This is a genomic window from Dactylosporangium sp. CA-139066, from assembly GCF_050936175.1.
In the GTDB taxonomy this organism is placed as follows: domain Bacteria; phylum Actinomycetota; class Actinomycetes; order Mycobacteriales; family Micromonosporaceae; genus Dactylosporangium.
Map to the genome: position 1 here is coordinate 3,358,854 of NZ_JBNJNH010000001.1, position 19,477 is coordinate 3,378,330.

At 73.6% G+C, this 19,477-nt stretch carries 17 protein-coding genes and 2 pseudogenes; 7 read left to right on the forward strand and 12 right to left on the reverse strand.

The features are described from left to right. Positions 1-38: 38 nt before the first annotated feature. The 3 genes and pseudogenes from ACQEVU_RS15280 to ACQEVU_RS15290 all read right to left on the reverse strand — a co-directional run. Positions 39-167 (reverse strand): annotated as a pseudogene (locus ACQEVU_RS15280) (IS701 family transposase); the annotation flags it as partial. A 42-nt stretch (positions 168-209) separates the two neighbouring features. Further along, positions 210-989 (reverse strand): hypothetical protein, encoded by a 780-nt coding sequence (locus ACQEVU_RS15285; RefSeq protein WP_433323844.1) that lies wholly within the window; start codon positions 987-989, stop codon positions 210-212. After that, positions 974-1,537 (reverse strand): RNA polymerase sigma factor, encoded by a 564-nt coding sequence (locus tag ACQEVU_RS15290; protein ID WP_433323846.1) that lies wholly within the window; start codon positions 1,535-1,537, stop codon positions 974-976. Before ACQEVU_RS15290 ends, ACQEVU_RS15285 begins: the two co-directional genes overlap by 16 nt. A gap of 263 nt (positions 1,538-1,800) precedes the next feature. On the opposite strand from ACQEVU_RS15290, the gene ACQEVU_RS15295 reads away from it, so the two are divergent. Next, positions 1,801-1,971, forward strand: a complete 171-nt coding sequence (locus ACQEVU_RS15295; protein ID WP_433323848.1) for a hypothetical protein — start codon at positions 1,801-1,803, stop codon at positions 1,969-1,971. A 108-nt stretch (positions 1,972-2,079) separates the two neighbouring features. On the opposite strand, the gene ACQEVU_RS15300 is transcribed toward ACQEVU_RS15295, so the two are convergent. Then, positions 2,080-2,742 (reverse strand): response regulator, encoded by a 663-nt coding sequence (locus tag ACQEVU_RS15300; protein ID WP_433323850.1) that lies wholly within the window; start codon positions 2,740-2,742, stop codon positions 2,080-2,082. After that, positions 2,739-3,890: a sensor histidine kinase gene (locus ACQEVU_RS15305; RefSeq protein ID WP_433323852.1), complete on the reverse strand. Its 1,152-nt coding sequence runs from the start codon at positions 3,888-3,890 to the stop codon at positions 2,739-2,741. Before ACQEVU_RS15305 ends, ACQEVU_RS15300 begins: the two co-directional genes overlap by 4 nt. 132 nt (positions 3,891-4,022) lie before the next feature. Here ACQEVU_RS15305 and ACQEVU_RS15310 point away from each other — a divergent pair, with 132 nt between their 5' ends. The 3 genes from ACQEVU_RS15310 to ACQEVU_RS15320 all read left to right on the forward strand — a co-directional run bounded on the left by ACQEVU_RS15310 (position 4,023) and on the right by ACQEVU_RS15320 (position 7,401). After that, positions 4,023-4,442, forward strand: a complete 420-nt coding sequence (locus tag ACQEVU_RS15310; protein ID WP_433323854.1) for a hypothetical protein — start codon at positions 4,023-4,025, stop codon at positions 4,440-4,442. Continuing rightward, positions 4,439-5,902 (forward strand): multicopper oxidase family protein, encoded by a 1,464-nt coding sequence (locus tag ACQEVU_RS15315; RefSeq protein WP_433323856.1) that lies wholly within the window; start codon positions 4,439-4,441, stop codon positions 5,900-5,902. Before ACQEVU_RS15310 ends, ACQEVU_RS15315 begins: the two co-directional genes overlap by 4 nt. Before the next feature lie 107 nt (positions 5,903-6,009). Beyond that, positions 6,010-7,401: a DUF1996 domain-containing protein gene (locus tag ACQEVU_RS15320; protein ID WP_433323858.1), complete on the forward strand. Its 1,392-nt coding sequence runs from the start codon at positions 6,010-6,012 to the stop codon at positions 7,399-7,401. 4 nt (positions 7,402-7,405) lie between these two features. Here the strand turns inward: ACQEVU_RS15320 and ACQEVU_RS15325 are convergent, their stop codons facing one another. Genes ACQEVU_RS15325 through ACQEVU_RS15340 form a run of 4 tightly spaced genes read right to left on the reverse strand, consistent with a single transcriptional unit; the run spans position 7,406 to position 10,341 of the window. Further along, positions 7,406-7,939: a hypothetical protein gene (locus tag ACQEVU_RS15325; RefSeq protein WP_433323860.1), complete on the reverse strand. Its 534-nt coding sequence runs from the start codon at positions 7,937-7,939 to the stop codon at positions 7,406-7,408. Continuing rightward, complete coding sequence (locus ACQEVU_RS15330) at positions 7,936-8,559, reverse strand: response regulator transcription factor (RefSeq protein WP_433323862.1); 624 nt, start codon at positions 8,557-8,559, stop codon at positions 7,936-7,938. Before ACQEVU_RS15330 ends, ACQEVU_RS15325 begins: the two co-directional genes overlap by 4 nt. Beyond that, on the reverse strand, positions 8,556-9,698 hold the full coding sequence (locus tag ACQEVU_RS15335; protein ID WP_433323864.1) for a sensor histidine kinase: 1,143 nt from the start codon (positions 9,696-9,698) through the stop codon (positions 8,556-8,558). Before ACQEVU_RS15335 ends, ACQEVU_RS15330 begins: the two co-directional genes overlap by 4 nt. Positions 9,699-9,726: 28 nt before the next feature. Beyond that, positions 9,727-10,341 (reverse strand): CG0192-related protein, encoded by a 615-nt coding sequence (locus tag ACQEVU_RS15340; RefSeq protein WP_433323866.1) that lies wholly within the window; start codon positions 10,339-10,341, stop codon positions 9,727-9,729. 56 nt (positions 10,342-10,397) lie between these two features. On the opposite strand from ACQEVU_RS15340, the gene ACQEVU_RS15345 reads away from it, so the two are divergent. From ACQEVU_RS15345 to ACQEVU_RS15355, 3 genes and pseudogenes are all read left to right on the forward strand, one after another. Continuing rightward, positions 10,398-12,614 (forward strand): putative bifunctional diguanylate cyclase/phosphodiesterase, encoded by a 2,217-nt coding sequence (locus ACQEVU_RS15345; RefSeq protein WP_433323868.1) that lies wholly within the window; start codon positions 10,398-10,400, stop codon positions 12,612-12,614. Further along, positions 12,608-13,558, forward strand: a pseudogene (locus ACQEVU_RS15350) (sigma-70 family RNA polymerase sigma factor); the annotation flags it as partial. The gene ACQEVU_RS15345 and the pseudogene ACQEVU_RS15350, both read left to right, overlap by 7 nt. Before the next feature lie 57 nt (positions 13,559-13,615). Continuing rightward, positions 13,616-14,173 carry a dihydrofolate reductase family protein gene (locus tag ACQEVU_RS15355; protein WP_433323870.1) on the forward strand — a complete coding sequence of 186 codons (558 nt, stop codon included), beginning with the start codon at positions 13,616-13,618 and terminating at the stop codon, positions 14,171-14,173. Positions 14,174-14,218: 45 nt separating this feature from the next. On the opposite strand, the gene ACQEVU_RS15360 is transcribed toward ACQEVU_RS15355, so the two are convergent. From ACQEVU_RS15360 to ACQEVU_RS15370, 3 genes are read right to left on the reverse strand one after another with little or no spacing between them, the layout of a single operon-like run. Beyond that, positions 14,219-16,969 (reverse strand): alkaline phosphatase family protein, encoded by a 2,751-nt coding sequence (locus ACQEVU_RS15360; protein ID WP_433323872.1) that lies wholly within the window; start codon positions 16,967-16,969, stop codon positions 14,219-14,221. Between the two features lie 4 nt (positions 16,970-16,973). Next, a complete protein-coding gene (locus ACQEVU_RS15365) occupies positions 16,974-18,353 on the reverse strand; it encodes an ABC transporter permease (protein ID WP_433323874.1) in 1,380 nt (459 codons plus the stop codon). Next, a complete protein-coding gene (locus ACQEVU_RS15370) occupies positions 18,350-19,279 on the reverse strand; it encodes an ABC transporter ATP-binding protein (RefSeq protein ID WP_433323876.1) in 930 nt (309 codons plus the stop codon). The genes ACQEVU_RS15365 and ACQEVU_RS15370 overlap by 4 nt, the downstream gene beginning before the upstream one ends. Positions 19,280-19,477 lie beyond the last annotated feature (198 nt).

Consider the following 19,477-nt stretch of genomic DNA (forward strand, 5'->3'; position numbering starts at 1 on the left):
GGTGGCCACCGATCCGTTGTCGAAGGCATCGTCGCGGCTCAACCGGCTGCAGCAGGTACCGGACCGGCGCCGGCTGCGAGGCCGCGAGTGGCGGCCAGGAACGCGGCGGCGAGCGTGGCCAGGGTGATGTGGGCGTACCAGGCGTCGTAGTGGCGGACCTGGTAACGGCCGGCCGCGGCGGTCCCGCCGGCCGCCGCGGCCGGATCGGATCATCGCGGCAGTTGGGAGGGGCGGTAGCCGGTCGTCGCGTCGGCGGTGTGCACGGTCACGGTGAAGTGGTCCTCGGCCTCGCCGCCTTCGGGGCCCGGCCACCAGGCTGCCCACCAGCCGGCCTGCACGCTGGCCTGGACGATCCGGCCGTTGTCGAGGCGGACCTCCACGCCGGTGACTCCCGGGCCGACCCGGCCGACGATGTTCGACCACATGCTGTCGCCGTCGCCGAGGGAGCTCATCGTCTCCAGGGTCGCGACGCCGGCGGGCGGGGCCGGCCGCGGGCGGTTGTCGGCCAGCCCCATCGAGGCGAGCGTGTCGTCGCCGACGCTGAGGCATTCGACGGTGGTGCCGCTGCTCTTGCGCATGATGAGCAGTGTTGCGACGCCACGCTGCTCGGCGAGGAGCACGTCCGACGGCTGTACCGTCGAGGAGCTGCCACCCACGTCGTTGCCGGCGCACGCCCGCGCCTGTGGCAGCACCTGCTCACCGGTGCGTGCACTGGGCACGGCCGTCCAGGAGGCGACCGCCTTGTCGGCCGCGCCCGGCAGGAGCGCGGGCACGGCCACGGCGGCGGCGCCACCCGCCGCCACCGCGGCGGTGACCCCGATCAGCAGCCGGCGCTGCAACGGCTGGTGAGCCGGCCTGCCGGTGACCTCGCCGGCGATCACTCGCTCGATGAACGCTTGCGAGCGGGCCCACTGCATATCGGTGGGCATGCGTCCGCGCGCCGGATCGAGAACGGCCAGCTGCTGCAGGTCCTTCATGATCGTGTCCACGACTGCTCCTTGAGGGCGTGGGGGCGGGAGGATGAGCGGGTGTGCGGTCCGGCCGGTTCGAGGGCTGCCTGCAGGCGTGCGCGGGCTCGGCTGAGTCGCATGGCGAAGGTCGAGCGGCGGCAGCCCAGCACTGTGGCGGCCTGTTCGGCGGTCAGACCGTCGAATGCGATCAGCGCGAGAACCTCGCGGTCAGCCGCGGTCATCGCACGCCAGGCGCGTTCCAGGTCGATGCGGACCGCCGCGCCGGCGGAGTCGTCTGCGTGCTCGCCAGCCTCAAGCGATTCCAGCCGTACGTCCAGCGCCCGGCGCCGTAGCCAGCTGCGGGCCCGGTTCGCCATCAAGTTGCGCGCCACCGCGAACAGCCACGGCCGGGCATCGGCGGGCACCTCGTCGAAGCGGCGCCACGCCGTGAGGAAGACCGCCGACACGACGTCTTCGGCCTCGCTGACCGGCACCCTGCGCTCGACGAAGCGCAGCAGGTCGGCATAGGTGCCGCGGTGCAGGGAACGGAAGCGCTCCTCGCGTGCGCGGGGATCGGCTCCGCTCATCCTGGTACTCCTTCTCGGTTCATACCCCCTACCTGTCCGGCTCGGCGGCAACTGTCACACACCGGTTGTATCGACCGCCCGGCGCCGGACCGCGAGCCCGCCGCTCACGGACATCCCACCGCCGCCCACACCCGCCCATCTGATTCACCGGTGCGATGCCTGCCGCGAGTTCGTGCAGCGCACGGCGGCGCCGCACAGTCGACGCTTCCGCAGGCCGAGTGGCAGCCGTGAATAACGGTCCGGACCGCGGGTAAGCCGTGCTCATGGGTGACAACGACACCGGACGGGATGCCTTCGACAATGACTTCGACGCCGCCGGGGAGGGTGACTTCGCCGGAGAGCACGACGAGACGAGCATCGATGAGGACGAGCAGGGCGGTCCGGAGCGCGTCGAGGAGGAGGAGACGCCCCGCGGCCACGCCGGGATGGACTGACCGCGCAGGCGCCCGCAAACATGGTGACATCCTGCCGAGCTGACGGCGTCGCGGCGAGGGCGCGCACCACATCGTCACGCCGGCTCGGGTGGTGCGGACGGCGGGTGGTCAGGCGGTGACGAGGCCTGACTCGTAGGCGAACACGACCAGCTGGGCGCGGTCGCGGGCGTGCAGCTTCGTCATGGCGCGGCTGACGTGGGTCTTGGCGGTGGCGAGGCTGATGACCATGCGCTCGGCGATCTCGTCGTTGGACAGGCCCCGCGCGGCCAGCGCCACCACCTCGCGCTCCCGGTTGGTCAGCGCGTTCACGGCGCCGTGCAGCGGGCCGCGTGGTGGGCGGGCGACGAACTCGCCGATGAGGCGGCGCGTGATCGCGGGCGACAGCAGCGCGTCGCCGCGGGCGGCGACCCGGACGCCGTAGAGGAGGTCGGCCGGCTCGGTGTCCTTGACGAGGAAACCGGCGGCGCCCGCGCGCAGCGCCGCGTAGACGTACTCGTCCAAACCGTAGTTCGTCAGGATGACCACGTGCACGCCGTCGAGCGACGGGTCGCCCGCGATGCGCCGGGTGGCCTCGATCCCGTCGACGCCGGGCATCTGGATGTCGAGCAGCACCACGTCGGGGCGGTGCTCGGCGGCGAGCGTGACGGCCTGCGCGCCGTCGCTGCCCTCGGCCACCACCTCGATGTCCTCCTCGGCGCCGAGCAGCGCCCGGAACCCGGCCCGGATGAGGGCCTGGTCGTCGACGAGCAGGACGCGGATCGGGGCGGTCATGCGCGCACCGTCGCCAGGGGGAGCTCGGCGTGGACGGAGAAGCCGCCGCCGGGGCGCGGGCCGGTGGTCAGGGTCCCGCCCAGCGCGGTGACGCGCTCGCGCATGCCGGTCAGGCCGACGCCGGGGACGAGCTCGGCGCTGCCGCGGCCGTCGTCGTCGATGCGCAGCGTCAGCGCCTCGTCGCCGTACTCGACGCGGACCGTCGCCGTCGCCGGGCCGGCGTGGCGGGCGGCGTTGGTGAGCGACTCCTGGACGATCCGGTAGGCCGTGGCGTCGACGTCCTCGGGCAGCGGCCGGGTGTGGCCGTCGATCTGGACCGTCACCGCCAGGCCGGACAGCCGCGCGCCGTCGACCAGGTGCTCCAGGCGGGCCAGACAGGCCGAGTCCGGGCCGTCGCCGGCGCTCGGGGCGGGTCCGGGGTCGGTGCGCAGGACCTCGAGGGTGTTGCGCAGCTCGCGCATCGCGTCGCCGCTGGCGTGCTGGATGGCCAGCAGCGCGTCGGGGACCGGCTCGCCGCGCTTGTGGGCCAGGTGCACCGCCACGCCGGCCTGGACCTTGATGATGGAGATGCTGTGGGTCAGCGAGTCGTGCAGCTCCCGCGCGATGCGCAGGCGCTCCTCGTCGGCGCGGCGGCGGGCCGTCTCCTCGCGCGTGCGCTCGGCCTCCTCGGCGCGCTGCTCCACCTGCTCCAGGTAGGCCTTGCGGTGGCGGGCGACCTCGGCCAGCACCGCCGCGGCCACCATCCAGCCGATCAGCAGGAACCAGCGCTGGAAGACGTCCGGCGGGTGGGCGCCCGAGCTCAGGATCTCGCCCGTCATGCCGCCGACCAGGATGGCGCCGATGCCGGCGGCGGCCGTGCGCCGCGCGCCGATGCGGACCGTCGCGTAGATGGCGATGAGGACCGGCAGGGCGGGGCCGACGCCGGGGTAACCCAGGATCAGGTAGGCCAGCAGGCAGGCGGACGCGGCCGCCATGACCGCGCGGGGGTAGCGGCGGCGCGCCACCAGGACCAGGCCGGCGGCGACGAGGAACACCACGCCGCGGGTGTCCAGCGAGGCCCGTGCCGCGGGGGCCGTGACGGCGCCGGCCACGGCCGCGAGGGCCGCCGCCACCGCCAGAGCCACGTCCCGCCATGCCTGCCTGTTCATGCTCCGACGGTATTCGATCGGCCGGGCGGGCGCGTCCGACCGTGGTCGTATTCGTGACGTACGGCCACGGTCGTACACGCTCGCGACCGCGGGCTGACGACTCGATCTTGGATTCGGCGAACCATGGCGGTCATGAACGCACGAATGGTCCATATGGCGTTGCGGGGGACGACCGGGCTGCTCGCGGCGCTGGCCGCGCTCCAGGTGCTCCTCGCCGGAAGCTTCCTGAGCGGGCACTACGCGGTGCTGCAGTGGCATCTCGTCACCGGGATGTCGATGGTGGTGCTCGCGCTGGTGCAGACGGTCCTGGTGTTCCTGCCGGGGCGGCGGGAACGGCCCCGCAACGTGCTGCAGGAAGGCATCGCGCTGCCCGTCGCGATCGCGGTGCAGGGGGTGCTCGGCATGTTCCGGATCCTCGAGCTGCACGTGCCGATCGGGGTGCTGATGGTGGTCGGGCTGACGCACATGGCCTCCTGGGCCTGGAAGACCCCGCTGCCCGCCCGCACGCGGCCGCGGGCCGAGGAGCCGGTGCCGGCCGGAGCGGTCGCGTGAAGCGGCGGGCCGTGCTCGGCGTCGGGGCCGCGGGGCTCGTCGCCGCCGGGCTCGGGTGGTCGATCCTGGAACCCGAGCGGACCGGCAGGCTGCTGCACAGCCGGGCGCCGCTGCCGCCGAAGTTCCAGGCGCGGCTCACCATCCCGCCGGTGCTCTCCGGCGACGAGATCGTCCAGCGCGAGGCCGACCTGAGCATCCTGCCGGGGCTGACGACGCGCGCCTGGACGTACAACGGCAGCTTTCCCGGGCCGACCGTGGTGACCCGCTCGGGGCGGCCGGCGGCGGTGACCCACCGCAACCGGCTGCCCGAGCCCGTCGTGGTGCACCTGCACGGCGGGCACACCCCGGCCGCCAGCGACGGCTACCCGATCGACCTCATCACGCCGGAGGGCGCGCCGGCCGCGCATCACCACGACATGGCGTCGATGACCGGGGACGTGAGCGCGGGCAGCCGGACGTACACCTATCCGATGCAGCAGCGCGCGGCCACGCTCTGGTATCACGACCACCGGATGGGGTTCACCGGGCCCAGCGTGTACCGCGGGCTCGCCGGCTTCCACCTCGTGCGCGACGACGAGGAGGACGCGCTGCCGCTGCCTCGGGGGGAGCGGGAGCTGCCGTTGATGATCACCGATCGGGCGTTCGAGGCCGACGGGTCGTTCCGGTATCCGGCGGGGGACAAGGCGTACATGAGCGGCGTCCTCGGCGACGTCGTGCTCGTCAACGGGCTGCCGTGGCCGGTGCACGAGGTCGACCCGGCGCGGTACCGGCTGCGGGTGCTCAACGCGTCCAACGCGCGGCGCTACCGGCTCCGGCTCGACCCGCAGCCGGCCGGTGGCGGCGCCTTCGTGCAGATCGGCAGCGACGGCGGGCTGCTGGACCGGCCGCGGCGGCACGACACGCTCGAGATCGCGCCGGCCGAGCGGTTCGACGTGGTCGTGGACTTCGGGCGGTACAGGCCGGGCACCCGCGTCCGGCTCGTCGACCGCGACGGCGGGGACGTCATGCGCTTCGACGTCACCGGCGGCGGGCGCGGGGACGACTCGGCGATCCCGGACCGGCTCAGCGCCGGCGCGGCCGCCCTGCCCGCGCCCGTGCGGACCCGGACGTTCAAGTTCACCGAGGCGCGGGACGGCACCTGGCGGATCAACGACCTTGAGTACCGGCCGGGCCGGGCGCTGGCGCGGCCCAGGCTCGGCGAGGTGGAGCGGTGGCGGTTCGTCACCGACTTCCACCACCCGATCCACCTGCACCTCAACCACTTGCAGGTGCTGTCGCGCAACGAGCAGGAGCCGGGGCCGTACGACGCCGGCTGGAAGGGCACCGTGGACCTGCGCGCCGCCGAGGCGCTCGAGGTGGCGGTCCGGTTCACCGACTACACGGGGACGTTCATGCTGCACTGCCACAACCTGGAGCACGAGGACATGGCGATGATGGGGGACTTCGTGACCGAGGGGTGACCGCCCGGAAATTGGGACCTCGGGCTGGGACTTTCGGCCCAGCGGATCGGCCGTACCGTGTGCGCGCCCTCGCCATCGTTCGCGCACGCAGCAGTAAGGAGATCCACGTGCCAAACGTCAGAGGCCCCGTGGCCGCCGCCGGTGTGGCGGCGGCCGCGCTCCTGGTCGTCGCCGCCGCCATGGTGACGTCCGCCGATGCCGCCACGGCGGTGACCGTGCAGGCGGAGGCGTACGCCGCCCAGTCCGGGGTGCAGCTCGAAACGACCGTCGACGCCGGCGGCGGGCAGGACGTCGCCTACCTCGCCGACGGCGACTGGATGCGCTACGACGGGGTCGACCTCGGCCCCGCCGGCGCGCTCACCGTCGGCTTCCGCGTCGCCTCCGCCGGCACCGGCGGCACCGGCACGGTCGAGCTGCGCACCGGCTCGCTCACCGGGCCGGTCCTCGCGCAGGTCACCGTCGCCCCGACCGGCGGCTGGCAGGCCTGGACGACGCTCACGGCCACCGCCGCCGCGGGCCACCCGATCGGGGCGCAGACGGTGTACGCCGTCATGCGCAACAGCACCGGCCCCCGCGACTTCGTCAACATCAACTGGTTCTCGTTCACCCAGGGCGCGACGAGCTCGCCGACCGCCACGGCGTCGTCCACCGGGTGGGTCAACGTGGACGCGGCGAAGTGGAACGCGCAGCTCGCCGACTTCCGGGCGATGCCGATGGACCCGGCGCCCGCAAACGCCGTGCGGGTCTCGGAGTTCAACGCCTCCTGCACCTACAGCCACTCGTTCAAGGACGACCCCATCGTCTTCCCCGGGCTGCCCGGCGCGTCGCACATGCACACGTTCATGGGCAACCACAGCACCAACGCCGCCACGACGACCGACACGCTGCTCGCCAACGCCGGCACGAGCTGCGCGCCGGCGCCGGACCTGTCGGCGTACTGGGTGCCGACGCTGTACGAGCACGGGGTTGCGGTCGAGCCGAAGGCCGTCGTCGTGTACTACGGCTCGCGCCTGAGCGACCCCACCGGGACGGTGCCGTTCCCGCAGGGGTTCCGGATGATCGCCGGTAACGCGAAGCTGCAGCAGGCGACGCCGGCCGGCTCGGTCAACCAGTTCTACTGCGCCGGGCCGGGCGGGGAGACCGGGCGCAGCGCCGACGGCAACTGGCCGCTGTGCGCGCCCGGCGCGACGCTCATGTTCCAGCTGGTCTTCCCCGACTGCTGGGACGGCACGCACCTGGACAGCCCCGACCACAAGTCCCATGTGGCGTACACCTACAACGGCGCCTGCGGCGGCGCCTACCCGGTCGCGATCCCGTCGATCTCGTTCCTGCTCGCCTACCCGACGAGCGGCACCGCGGACGGGTTCACGCTCTCGTCGGGCATGGCGTCGTCGTTCCACGGCGACGCGTTCCTCGCGTGGGACAACGCCGCCCAGGGGCACCGGGTGAAGAACTGCATCGTCCAGAAGGCCAAGTGCAACACGGCCGGCACCTTCTAGGCGATCAGTACAGCTCGATGCGGTTGATGTCGGGTGCGTCACCCGCGTCGTTGAAGAACCGGATCCAGCTCGTGCCGGCGGGCACGAACACGGTGAGGGAGGTGCGCGCGGGAATGAGGTAGTCGCCGGCCCCGGCCAGCGACGGCAGGACGTGCACGGGACCGTCGCCGACGGCGACCTTCAGGGTTCGTGGGTCCTGGGTCTCGTACACGATGAGGAGGGTCCGCTCGCCGGCGCTGGGGACGCCGGCGACGCGGATCGCCAGCGTGTTCGGGCCGCCGATGTACCCGACGCGCCGGCCCCCGTCGCAGCTGGCGCAGTCGATGACCCGCGCGCCCTTGCGCAGGTTGGCGTCGTCCGCCGCGTGCAGCGTGATGAGCACGGGCGCCGGCGAGAGCCCGGCCGAGCCGGTGCCGGGCGCCGCAGGGGGCGGCGGTGGCGGCGCGGACGAACGGGGCAGCACCAGCGGCGGTACGACCGCGACCGTTGCGGCGACGAGGACCGCCACGCCGGCCCAGCCGATCCGCCGGCCGTTCACGTGCGGCCGGTCCAGCGCAGCAGGGCCTCGGTGCGGTTGGTGACGCGGAGCTTGGCGTACGCCCGGTGCAGGTGGTTCTTGACCGTCTTCTCCGTCAGCAGCAGCCGGTGCGCGATCGCCGCGTTGGACAGGCCCTCGGCCAGCAGGTCCAGGACGTCCTGCTCGCGGCGCGTGAGCCCGTAGCGCGGGCGGGGCCGCAGCACCGGCCGCGAGCGCATGGTCGCCGTGGCGACCGCAACGGCCGCGGGGGAGAGCCAGCCGTAGCCGGCCGCCACGGCGATGACCGCCCGGTGCAGCTCGCCGGGGGTGAAGGCGCCGTGGATGAGGTACCCGCGGGCGCCCCCGTGCAGCATCCGCGCGACGAGCGCCGGGTCGGGGTCGCTGGTCAGTACGAGCACCGAGGTCAGCCGGGACAGCTCGGCCAGGACCGACAGCCCGTCGGCGACCGGCATGCGGTGGTCGAGCAGCGTGACCGCGGGCGCGTGGCGGCGGGCCTCGGCGACCGCCTCGAGGCCGTCGGCGGCCTCGCCGAGCACCTCCACGTCCGTGGTCGCGTCGAGGTAGCCGCGCAGCGCGGCGCGGACGATCGGGTTGTCGTCGACGACCAGCACGCCGATCATGCAAGCGCCGCCGGGAGGTCGGCCTCGACCGCGGTACCGCGGCCGGGGGTGGAAAGGACCCGCAGCGACCCTCCGGCGGCGCGGGCCCGCTCGCGCATGCCGCGGATGCCGTAGCGGTCGGCGGCCCCGGGCGCGGCCGGCTCGAAGCCGCGGCCGTCGTCGGTGACGCGCAGCTCGACCCGGCCCGCCGCCGCGCTCAACCGGACGGTGACCACGGTGGGTGCGGCGTGTGCGGCCGCGTTGCGCAGCGCCTCCTGGAGGATGCGGCACAGCTCGTAGCGCACCGCGACCGGCGGCTCGACGGCGGCGAGGTCGACGGCGACCGGCACGCCGGTGGCGGCCTGCCACTGGGCGCACAGCCCGGCGACGACGTCGCGGAAGGGCCGGTCCGGCTCGTCGGCGCGCAGGCCGTCGAGCAGGTCGCGGGCCTCGCGGGCGGCGGCCGCGGCGCCGGCGCTGACGGTGCCGGCGAGGCGCTCGGCCAGGTCGGGGTGGCGGCGCAGGCTCTGCGGCAGCGCCAGGGCTGCGAACGACACCCCGCGCAGCGTCTTGGCCACCGAGTCGTGCAGTTCGCGGGCCAGGCGGGCGCGCTCGCCGGCCGCGGCGGCGCGCTGCGCGGAGGCGACCACGCGCACGGACAGCTCGACGTGGCGGGCCAGCGCGGCGGTGGCGACGGCCGCGCCGGCGGCGGCGAGCACGCAGGCGATCGGGAACGCGAGGACGAACTCGGCGTGGGCCGGGTTGGCGGCCAGGACGCGGGCGGCGACGACGTACCCGAGGGCGGCGTGCAGGGCGCCGACTACCGTGCCGGGGCCGCCGAGCACCACGCCGGCAAGGGCGGAGGCGCCCGCGGCGGCGCAGAAGTACGCGATGCCGGGGTCGGCGGCCAGCACCCCGAGCACCGCCGCGGCGTCGAGGGCGAGCAGCGGCACGGGGTGGCGCACCACGTACGGGTTGCGGGCGAGCACGGCGAGGCCGGCGGCGCTCGTCGCGGCGACGACGGCCGCGGCCAGCAGCAGCGGGCGCGGGTCGGCAACGAGGCGCAGCCCGGTGCCGGCGGCGGCGAGCGTGACGGCGCCGCGGCCGAGCAGCACGGCCCGCCCGAGGGCGGCGGGGGCAACCGCCCGGTCGACGGTCATGCAGGAACTGTACCGGTTTCGGGACTTTTTACATGTCCCGAATTACCGCGAGAACCTGCTCGTCCCACAGCAGCGCGGGGCCGTGCGGCCGATCGCCACCGAGCACCCGGACCAGGGCGAGCGCCGGGCCGTCGGTGGTGACGAGCGTCGGGTCGTCGTCGACCACCTCCGTCACCGCCGTCACGGCGGGCACGGGCGTCCCGGCCGACCCGGTGCCGCGCACCGACATCATCGGTGCGCGCGCCATCAGGCCGTCGTCGGTCGAGATCTGCTCCGCGGCCTCGGTGCCGCCGGTGAGGATCGCCGCGGCCAGGACGGCGGCGTAGACGGGGTCGCCGGCCGCGTCGTAGATCCACCGCTGCCCGAGGACGGAGTGCTCGGAGGTGCCCAGCAGCCAGGCGTCCGCGCCGTCGAGGGGGGTGCCGCGGTACGTCAGCGGGGTGTGGAAGATCGGGCCGCCGGGCTCGGCGCGCACGAGGATCGTCTCCACGCCGACCTCGCCGGCCGGGTCGTCGAAGCGGCAGGCGGCGACGCGCTCCAGCGACGGCGAGGCCGGTCCGCCGTACCAGGGCCGGCCGGGCAGCCAGGCGGCGATGTGGTCGAGCTTGCCGGGAGTGAGATCCGCACGGTACAGCAGCGCCATGCCGAGATGGTACCGATCACACTCATCCGCGCGCCGTCCCTGCCGATGCAGATCAGGTGCGAGACAGACGGTGGCTGTGGTGGCTCCTCGCCGGCCTGCTGGCGGTCGGCGGATACTTCCTGCTGCCCGGCGACTCGTTGGCCCGGGGCGTGGCCTACGACACGATCGGCGCGGTCGCGTCCGTCGTGATGTTCGCCGGCGCGCGGCGCACCGACCGGGCCCGCCGCACGGCGTGGCTGCTGGCCGGCGCCGGCACCGCGCTGTGGTCGATCGGCGACTGGGTCTACACGTACTTCCAGTACGTCGCGCACACCGAGCCCTTCCCGTCGCTGGCCGACGTGTTCTACATCAGCGCCTATCCGCTGATGTTCGGCAGCCTGTTCATCCTCGGCCGGCGGCGCACCCCCGGGTCGGGCTGGCCGGCGGTGCTCGACGCGCTCATCCTGGCGGCGGGCACCGGGCTCGTGCTGTGGACGTTCGTCATGGAGCCGATCGCGCAGGACAGCACGTCGACGGTCACGGCACGGTTCATCGCGATGGTGTACCCCGCCGCCGACGTCCTGCTGCTCGTGCTCGTCGCGCGCCTGGTGATCGTCGGCGGGGCCCGCGACGCGAGCACGCGGCTGCTCATCGCCGCCCTCGTGCTGCTGCTCGTGTCCGACGTCGCGTACTCGGTCGTCACCTCCTTCACCGACTACGGCGACGGCCTGTTCGATGTGGGCTGGCTGCTGGAGTACATCCTGTGGGCGGCCGCCGCGCTGCACCCGTCGGTGCGCGCCGAGGCCCCGCCGCCGCGCGACGACACGCTGCCGGCCGGCTCGTGGCGGCTGGTCGCACTCGCCTGCTCCTCCCTGCTCGCCCCGGCGGTGCTGATCGTCCAGGGGTTCCTCGACCCGGGCCACATCGAGTGGCTCGCCATCGGCATCTGCGCCGCCGCGCTGTTCCTCCTGGTGGTCCTGCGCATGGGCGGCCTGGTGCGCCGGGTGCGCACGCTCGCGCTGCGCGACGAGCTCACCGGCCTGGCCAACCGGCGCGCGCTGGAGGCCCGCATCCGCGCCGAGCTCCGCGGCGGGCCGTGCGCCCAGGTCGCCCTCATCGACCTCGACGACTTCAAGGGCGTCAACGACCGGCTCGGCCACGACGTCGGCGACCGGCTGCTCGCGGCCGTCGCGCAGCGCCTGCGCCGGGTCGTGCGGCCGGGCGACACCGTGGCCCGCCTCGGCGGCGACGAGTTCGCGGTGCTCATGCCGCGCACCTCGGCCGGGGTCGCCGACCGCATCGCGGCCGGCATCGTCGCCTCCCTGGAGCAGCCGCTGACCGCCGGGCCGCACCGGCTGCTCATGCGGGCCAGCATCGGCGTCGCCGGCACCGACGCCGCCGGCGACCCGTTCGAGCCGCTGCGCCGCGCCGACGTCGCCATGTACGCCGCCAAGGTCAACGGCGGCCGCCAGCTGCGCTACACCCCGGCCCTCGACGCCCGCGCCGGCGAGCACGCCGAGCTCGGCGCGCAGCTGCGCACGGGACTCGACGACGGGCAGTTCTTCCTGGTGTACCAGCCGATCGTGGAACTGCCCGCGGGCCGCGTGGCGGCCGTGGAGGCCCTGGTGCGGTGGCGCCACCCGCAGCGGGGCCTGGTCAACCCGGCCGAGTTCATCCCGGTCGCCGAGCACAACGGCCTCATCGTCGAGATCGGCGCGTGGATCCTGCGCGAGGCGTGCGCCCGCATGCAGGCCTGGCGGGCCGAGCTGGGCGCGGCCGCCCCCGGCCGGGTCAGCGTGAACGTCTCGGCCCGGCAGCTGTCGGAGCCCACGTTCCCTTCCTTCGTCGCATCGGTACTGCACGACAGCGCCCTGCCCGCCGCCTGCCTCACCGTCGAGGTGACCGAGACGGCCGTCTTCGACAGCGAGACGGCCCTCGACGCGCTGCGCGCCGTGAAGGCCCTCGGCGTGCGCATCGCCCTCGACGACTTCGGCACCGGGCACTCCTCGCTGGGCCTGCTGCGCACCGCCCCGGTCGACGTGCTCAAGGTCGACAAGTCCTTCGTCGACGACGTCGCGCAGCCCGGCGACCAGGCCGTGATCGCCACCGCGCTCATCGACGTGTCCAACCACCTGCGCCTGACCGCGATCGCCGAGGGCGTCGAGACCCGGGAGCAGGCCGAGGCGCTGTACCGCATGGGCTACCGCTACGTGCAGGGCTTCCTCTTCGGCCGGCCGTCGGAGGCGCCCGGCTTCACCCCGGTGCCGCTCCCGCTCGCCAGCCAGCCGGCGTAGCGAGGCAGGATGGTGGGGTGGACCTGGAGGCGCACCGGGGCGAGCTGACCGCCTACTGCTACCGGATGCTGGGCTCGATCCACGACGCCGAGGACCTGGTGCAGGAGACCATGCTGCGCGCGTGGAAGGCCCGCGACCGCTACGACGCCACCCGCGCGTCGGTGCGCACGTGGCTGTACCGCATCGCCACCAACGCCTGCCTGACCGCCCTGGAGGGCACCGCGCGGCGGCCGCTTCCCTCGGGACTGGGCGCGCCCAGCGACGACCCGGGCGCGCCGCTCACGCCGGCCCTGGACATCCCGTGGCTGCAGCCGTTCCCCGACGCCCGCTTCGACGTCGAGGCCCGCGCCGACCTGCGCCTGGCCCTCGTGGCGGCGATGCAGACCCTCCCGGCCCGGCAGCGGGCCGTGCTCGTGCTCCGCGACGTCCTGGAGTTCAGCGCCGCCGAGGTCGCCACCCAGCTCGACACCACGACCGTGGCGGTCAACAGCGCCCTGCGGCGGGCCCGCGGCGCGCTCGCCGCCGTCGGCGACCCCGGCGAGATCGCCGAGCCCGGCGACCAGCGGACCCGCGACGCGGTCGCGCGCTACATGGAGGCCTTCGAGGCGGCCGACGTCGCCGCGCTCGTGCGGCTGCTGACCGACGACGCGGTGCTGGAGATGCCGCCGGTGCCGCTGTGGTACCGCGGCCGCGCCGACTACGGCCGGTTCATGGAGCGCGTCTTCGACATGAACGGCACCGGCTGGCGCATGACGGCGCTCACCGCCAACGGCCAGCCGGCGCTGGCCGCCTACGTGCCGCGCCCCGGCGGCGGGCACCGCCGGCACACGCTGCAGGTCCTCACCGTCGTCGAGGGCCTCGTCGCGGCCAACGTCGTCTTCGCCGACCCGGCCGTGTTCGCCGCGTTCGGCCTGCCGGCCGAGCATTTCTTCGCGGCGCGATGAGTCCCGCCGGTGCCGCCGGTATGTACCGGCGAGCATCGAGCGAAGAGGAGATCCACCGTGAGCGTCATCGTCATCGAGTTCATCACCCTGGACGGCGTGGTCGAGGACCCGGACGGCCGCGGGGGCACGCCCGGCGGCGGCTGGGCGTTCCGGTTCGGCCCGGACGCCGTCGCCGGCGACAAGTTCCGCCTCGGCCCCCTGTTCGACAGCGGGGTCATGCTGCTGGGCCGGCGGACCTGGGAGCTGTTCGCGCAGATCTGGCCGGGCCGCGACGACGAGTTCTCCGCGCACATGAACGCCATCCCCAAGCTGGTCGCGTCCGGCACGCTGAGCGACACCGGCGCGTGGGCCAACTCCCGGCTCATGGAGGGCGACCTCGTCGACGTCGTGCAGCAGGAGCGGCGCGACGTCGTCATCACCGGCAGCCTCAGCATCGTGCACCGGCTGATGGCCGCCGACCTGATCGACGAGTACCGGCTGAAGGCGTTCCCCACCGTCCTCGGCACCGGCGCGCGGCTCTTCCCGGACGGCGGCACACCCGCCGACCTGCGGACCCTGTCCGTCGAGCCCGATGGCGCCTCCGTCCTCACCCGCTACGGCCGCCCCGCGGCATGACATCGGGAGGGTCCCCGAACGGCCGGGGACCCTCCCTTCACGCGATCACCCGTCCGAGTCGGCCGCCGGGATGTAGGCGCCCGGCACGTCGTCGGGGGCGTAGATCTTGTCCTCGCCGGGGTACGGCTTGGACCAGTCGTGCGCCTCGTACCAGTCGAAGTGGTTCATCTGGGCGGGGTTGGAGGAGTCGGCCCGGGCGCCCGGGCCGGTGAGCCGCTGCCGCGACTTCCACTGCGCCCATGTGTCCGCGACCGCCTTCTTGTCCGCCGGCACCGTCGCCGTCGGCGCCGGTGCGGCGCTCGGGTCGGCCGGGGCCGGGACGTCCGCGCCGCAGGACGGCAGGGTCGTCAGGCCCGCGGTCAGCGAGGTCTGGTTGGGCAGCGCGGTGAACGGCGTGAAGTCGGGGCGCTGGGTGAACGCCGCGCGCATCGGGGTGGCCGCGCTGTCCTTCTGGTTCATCGGCCGGATACCGAGGATCTGCTCGATGGTCCGGATCATCGTGATCTGCGAGTAGTAGTGGCTGTCGACGACGCCGTGCTGCGCCCAGGGGCTGATGATCTGGATCGGGGCGCGGTGGCCGTCGACGTGGTCCAGGCCGGCCTGGGAGTCGTCCTCGACCACGAAGATGGCCGAGTCCTTCCAGTACGGGCTGTGCGAGATCTCGTCGACGATCTTGCCGGTGGCGAGGTCGTTGTCGGCGACCTGGGCGGCGCCGCTCGGCGGGCCGCCGGTGTGGTCGCTGGACAGCCAGAACATGTTGAGGTTGGCCGGACCGTGCTGCTCGAAGTCGCGCTTCCAGATCTCGTACCGGTAGATGTCCGGCACGTCGGTGTCGAACTTCGGGAAGCCGTGCACCGACACGTCGTTGAGCGACGGGATCGGCGACGAGGACACCAGCGGGTAGGCGGTGTCCTGACCGGTCGCGGCCATGTTCTTCGTGTCGCAGTACAGGTTCTGCCAGGTGGCGCCGGCCGGCTTGGTGAGGAACTGCTGGAACTCGCCGAAGTCCCGCACCGTCTTGCCGGCCGCCTGCGCGCCCGTCCAGAGGAAGCCGCTGCGCTGGTGGCCCAGGGCGTCGTCCTCGGTGTCGTAGCTGCGCAGGTACTCGCCGGCCGAGGACTCGGTGTACTCCGGGTCGTCGGCCTGCATCAGCCAGTTGTGCCCCTCGGCGGAGTTGGTGCCGATGTCGTACGTGTTGTCGTACAACCCGAACTGCCGCGTCAGCGCGTGCTGGTTCGGCGTCACGTTCTCGCCGTACTGCGCCAGCGCCGGGTCGCCGTTGCCGCGCGGGTCGTCGCCGAACTGCTGGTCGTAGGTCCGGTTCTCCTTGACGATCAGGAACACGTGCTTGATCGTCGAGGCGTCGCCGAGGCGCTGCGGGACGGGCTCCGGCTTCGGGCGATTGCGGCCCTCGGCCACGGCGACCGCGTTGCCGTACCAGCCGTTCTGCGCGAAGACCTTGGCCGTCTCGGCCCGGATGACACGGTCGTTGGGCAGCGTGAACCGCTGCAGGCTCGAGGTCGTGTCGTGGGTACCGTGCCCGGCCGGGTTGTTGGGCCGGCGGGCGTCGACGCCGCGCGTGTTGGACACCAGCACCTGGTTGCCGACGGTGGTGATCTCCGCGGGGAAGTAGTCCGTCGGGAGCAGGCCGATGAAGCTCACCGGCTCCTTCGGGGACGTGTACCGGTACACGGCGACCGCGTTGGCCCGGCCCAGCGTCACCAGCAGGTGGCCGTCGTCGGTGAGCGTCACCGCGTCGGGCTCGTAGCCGACGCTTGCCTCCGGCCACGGCTGGGTGGCGATGGTCTGCACGACCTTGTTGCGGGCGGTGTCGATGACGGACACGTCGTTGGTGGCCGTGTTGGTGACGAACAGCGCGCCGCGCTTGGCGTACAACGCGGTCGGGTGCAGGCCGACGTCGATGGTCCCGACGGCCGCCGACGGGTCGGCCACGTCGATGACGCTGACGGTGCCGGTGGTGGTGGCCGCGGTCACGGCGCTGGCCGGCACCTGCGTGTTGTACGAGTTGATGGTGCTCTCGCCGGGCTTGGCCGGGCGGCCGCCCTCGTTGCTGACGTAGAGCTTGCCGCCGACCATGAGCAGGTCGCGCGGCGCGTTGCCGACGGCCCAGCTCTGCTTGATCGCGCCGGTCGCCGCGTCGATGGCCACGACGCGGTTCTGGCCGTTGACGGCGGAGTACACCGTGGACCCGTCGGCCGAGAACACGGCCTCGCCCACGAGCGCGCGCCTGGCCCCGTCGGCCGGGATCGCGACGAACGCCGGGTTGGCGAGGGAGCCGTCCGGGTTCACGGTGAAGCGGCGGTACCCGTCGGCCTGGCCCAGCCACAGCTGTTTGCCGTCGGGGGAGTACGTGGGGCCTTCCTGGCCCACGTCGTTGCCGCTGATGCGCAGGTCGGCCGCCGCGTTGTTGCCGACGAGCTGCTGCACCTTCCAGTTCCTGAGGTCCACGACGGCGAGCGCCTCGCCGCCGTCGGCGACGTTCGCCGCGAGGTGGGTGCCGTCCGGGCTGACCGAGGACGACATGATCTTGCCGTTGTTGATCTGCAGGCGCTCGCCGATCGGGCTGACGTACTGGTCGTCGGAGACGACCAGACCCCGATCGGTGAGCTGGCCGACCTGGTCGGTGCCGAACTGTTGCGTGCCGGCGTAGCCGACACCGGCGCCGCCGGCGACGACGGCGACCGCCGTGGTGCCGGCCACGATGGGAATCTGACGGGAGATGCGCTGGCCGAGATGCTGCTTCTCGACACGCCTGCGGCGGCGTGTTACTTGCATCGGGCTATCCCCTTCGGGTGGTTGGGAGCAGCTCGACGTTGCCGTCGAACTGCCAGAGCGGGTTCGGTGCGTCCCCGGTCGGGGTGTGCACCAGGAAGTAGCCGTTCACTTCCTTCGGTCCGTCGCCGTCGGCGATGTACCGCCCGTCTGCGGTGACGTCGAGCTGGTAGATGGCCGAACCCACGGCCTCAGGCTCGACGCCGGGGAGATGCCAGGAGACGACGCAACGCCAGTCGTTGCCCGCCCCCTCGGGGCCGGCCTGGCCGCCGCCCTTGGTGCACGCCGCCGTGGCGCCCAGCTGCGCCTCGGTGACGTCGGGCCGGTTGAGCTGCCGGGTCTGGATGCGGTACAGGTGGGCGAACGCGGTCGCGGTCGAGCGCTCCACCTTGTCCTGCGTGATCCCGGACCCCATCGCGCCGCTCCCGGCCGCCGTCGCGACGACCGCGACCGTCACGGCGACCAGCCCGGCCAGCGGCAGCAGCCCCGCGGTCACGGCCCGCCGCCCCGCGCCGTCGTAGGCCGGGTTGGTGAAGTCGCGCCGCATGAAGAGCAGGTAGGCCAGCGCCGTCGCGGCCACCGCCCACACCAGGCTGACCGCGACGCCGACCAGCAGCGGACCGGGCTGCGCCGGGCTGGTGAACAGGCCGTTCCAGGCGATGAAGGCGTACCCCGGCAGCGCGAGCCGCACGGCGACCGGCAGCGGCAGCATCTGGGCGACCTGCATCCCGAGGGCGACGAGCGCCGGCAGCAGCAGCCCCATCGGCGAGCGCCCCAGCGCGACGGAGCCGAGCAGCCCGATCGCGGCCAGCGCCAGCGTCGGCGCGAGCACGCAGACCCAGGCGAGCAGCACCTTGCCGGCGGCGTCGCCGGGCGCCAGCAGATGCCCGTCGAGCCCGACCAGCGGCCGGTTGCCGACCGCCAGGAGCCCGCCGGCGGTACTCGACACGGCCAGCCCGGCCACGAGCAGCAGGATGACGCTGAGGCTGGCCAGCGCCTTGGCCACGAAGATCCGCCGCGGCGAGCGGACGGCCACGAGCAGGTGCCGCCACGTGCCGAGCCGGTCCTCGGCGGCGAACACGTCGCCGGCGACCACGGACGTCAGCAGCGGCAGCGCCCACGTGCCGGCGAACCCGAGCATGACCAGCGAGCAGGCCCATCCGGTGGCGAGCATCCACCGGCCGAACAGCGTGTCGCTGGGAAGGGTGCTCTGCTGGCCGACCGCGGCGACGAAGAGCCCCGGCGCGACCCAGCACGCGAGCACCAGCAACCGGATGCGCCACTGCGCGACCAGCTTGACGACTTCGAAGCGGTACCCGCGCGCGACCGGCACCGGCCTTGCGACCTCGGCGCCGGCCTCGGTGTCCTGTACGGCTGCTGCGGTCATGCGCCGGCCTCCGGTTGTTCGGTCAGTGCCAGGAACGCGGCCTCGAGCGGCGACACCACGGGGGCGAGCTCGCGCAGCGCGACGCCGCCCTGCACGAGCCGCACCACCAGCGCGTCGAGGGCCGGCACCAGCGCGCGTACGACGAGATGCTCGCTTCCCGGCTGTTCTTTGACGACGATCCCGGCCGTCTCGCCGGCCAGCCTTCGTGCCTGCGCCGGGTCGGACGTGACCAGCCGGTAGTCGAGCTCGCGATGCTCGGCCGCGAGCTTGCTCAGCGGTCCGGAGAAGACGACCCGCCCGGTGTTGAGGATGGTGACCTCGGAGCACAGCGCCTCGAGGTCGTCCATGCGGTGACTGGAGAGCACGACGCTGGTGCCGTTGCTCGCCAACCCGGTGAGCACCCCGTGGACGTGCTGCTTGCCGGCCGGATCGAGCCCGTTGGAGGGTTCGTCGAGCACGAGCAGCCGCGGCCGGGTGAGCAGCGCCGCCGCGAGCCCGAGCCGCTGGCGCATCCCCAGCGAGAACCCGCCGGCCCGGTCGTCGGCGACGTCGGTGAGCCCCACCTGGTCGAGCGCCTCGTCGATCGGCATGGTCTTCGCGTCGCGTCCGTAGAGCGCGGCAAGGGCGGCGAGGTTCTGCCGGGCGGTGAGCGAGGGGTAGAGCCCCGGCCCGTCCACGAACCCGGCAACGCCGTCGACGGCGGCCGGCCCCCGCCCGACCGCCGTCCCGAGGATCTCGAGCCGCCCTTTGTCGGCGACGGCGAGCCCGAGCAGCAGCCCGAGCAGCGTCGTCTTGCCGGCGCCGTTGGGCCCGACGAGCCCGTGGATCTGCCCCCGCGCCACGTCGAGGTCAACCCCGTCGAGCGCGACGACCTCGCCGAAGCACTTGGTGATCCCACGTCCCCGGATTGCACGGCGTCTATCCATGAAACCCCTCTTTTCGTCCCCTTCGAGACGAACCTAGGGATCACGAATCGACACGGGCAGGAACCGTAGTCTGAACGTTTCCGAAACGGGAGAAGACCGCCGTCGATTGCCGCGTCTTCGCAGCTGGAGCCGGATGTCCCCGCACATCGGCGGTACGCATCCCGTCGGGGTTGCGCCGGTTCGGGAATCGCCTATTGC

Excerpts from the sequence above, each read along its gene's own strand:
- ACQEVU_RS15290 (WP_433323846.1), bottom strand. The coding sequence starts at position 1,537 with ATGAGCGGAGCCGATCCCCGCGCACGCGAGGAGCGCTTCCGTTCCCTG.
- ACQEVU_RS15295 (WP_433323848.1), top strand. The coding sequence starts at position 1,801 with ATGGGTGACAACGACACCGGACGGGATGCCTTCGACAATGACTTCGAC.
- ACQEVU_RS15300 (WP_433323850.1), bottom strand. The coding sequence starts at position 2,742 with ATGACCGCCCCGATCCGCGTCCTGCTCGTCGACGACCAGGCCCTCATC.
- ACQEVU_RS15305 (WP_433323852.1), bottom strand. The coding sequence starts at position 3,890 with ATGAACAGGCAGGCATGGCGGGACGTGGCTCTGGCGGTGGCGGCGGCC.
- ACQEVU_RS15310 (WP_433323854.1), top strand. The coding sequence starts at position 4,023 with ATGAACGCACGAATGGTCCATATGGCGTTGCGGGGGACGACCGGGCTG.
- ACQEVU_RS15330 (WP_433323862.1), bottom strand. The coding sequence starts at position 8,559 with ATGATCGGCGTGCTGGTCGTCGACGACAACCCGATCGTCCGCGCCGCG.
- ACQEVU_RS15335 (WP_433323864.1), bottom strand. The coding sequence starts at position 9,698 with ATGACCGTCGACCGGGCGGTTGCCCCCGCCGCCCTCGGGCGGGCCGTG.
- ACQEVU_RS15340 (WP_433323866.1), bottom strand. The coding sequence starts at position 10,341 with ATGGCGCTGCTGTACCGTGCGGATCTCACTCCCGGCAAGCTCGACCAC.
- ACQEVU_RS15360 (WP_433323872.1), bottom strand. The coding sequence starts at position 16,969 with ATGCAAGTAACACGCCGCCGCAGGCGTGTCGAGAAGCAGCATCTCGGC.
- ACQEVU_RS15365 (WP_433323874.1), bottom strand. The coding sequence starts at position 18,353 with ATGACCGCAGCAGCCGTACAGGACACCGAGGCCGGCGCCGAGGTCGCA.
- ACQEVU_RS15370 (WP_433323876.1), bottom strand. The coding sequence starts at position 19,279 with ATGGATAGACGCCGTGCAATCCGGGGACGTGGGATCACCAAGTGCTTC.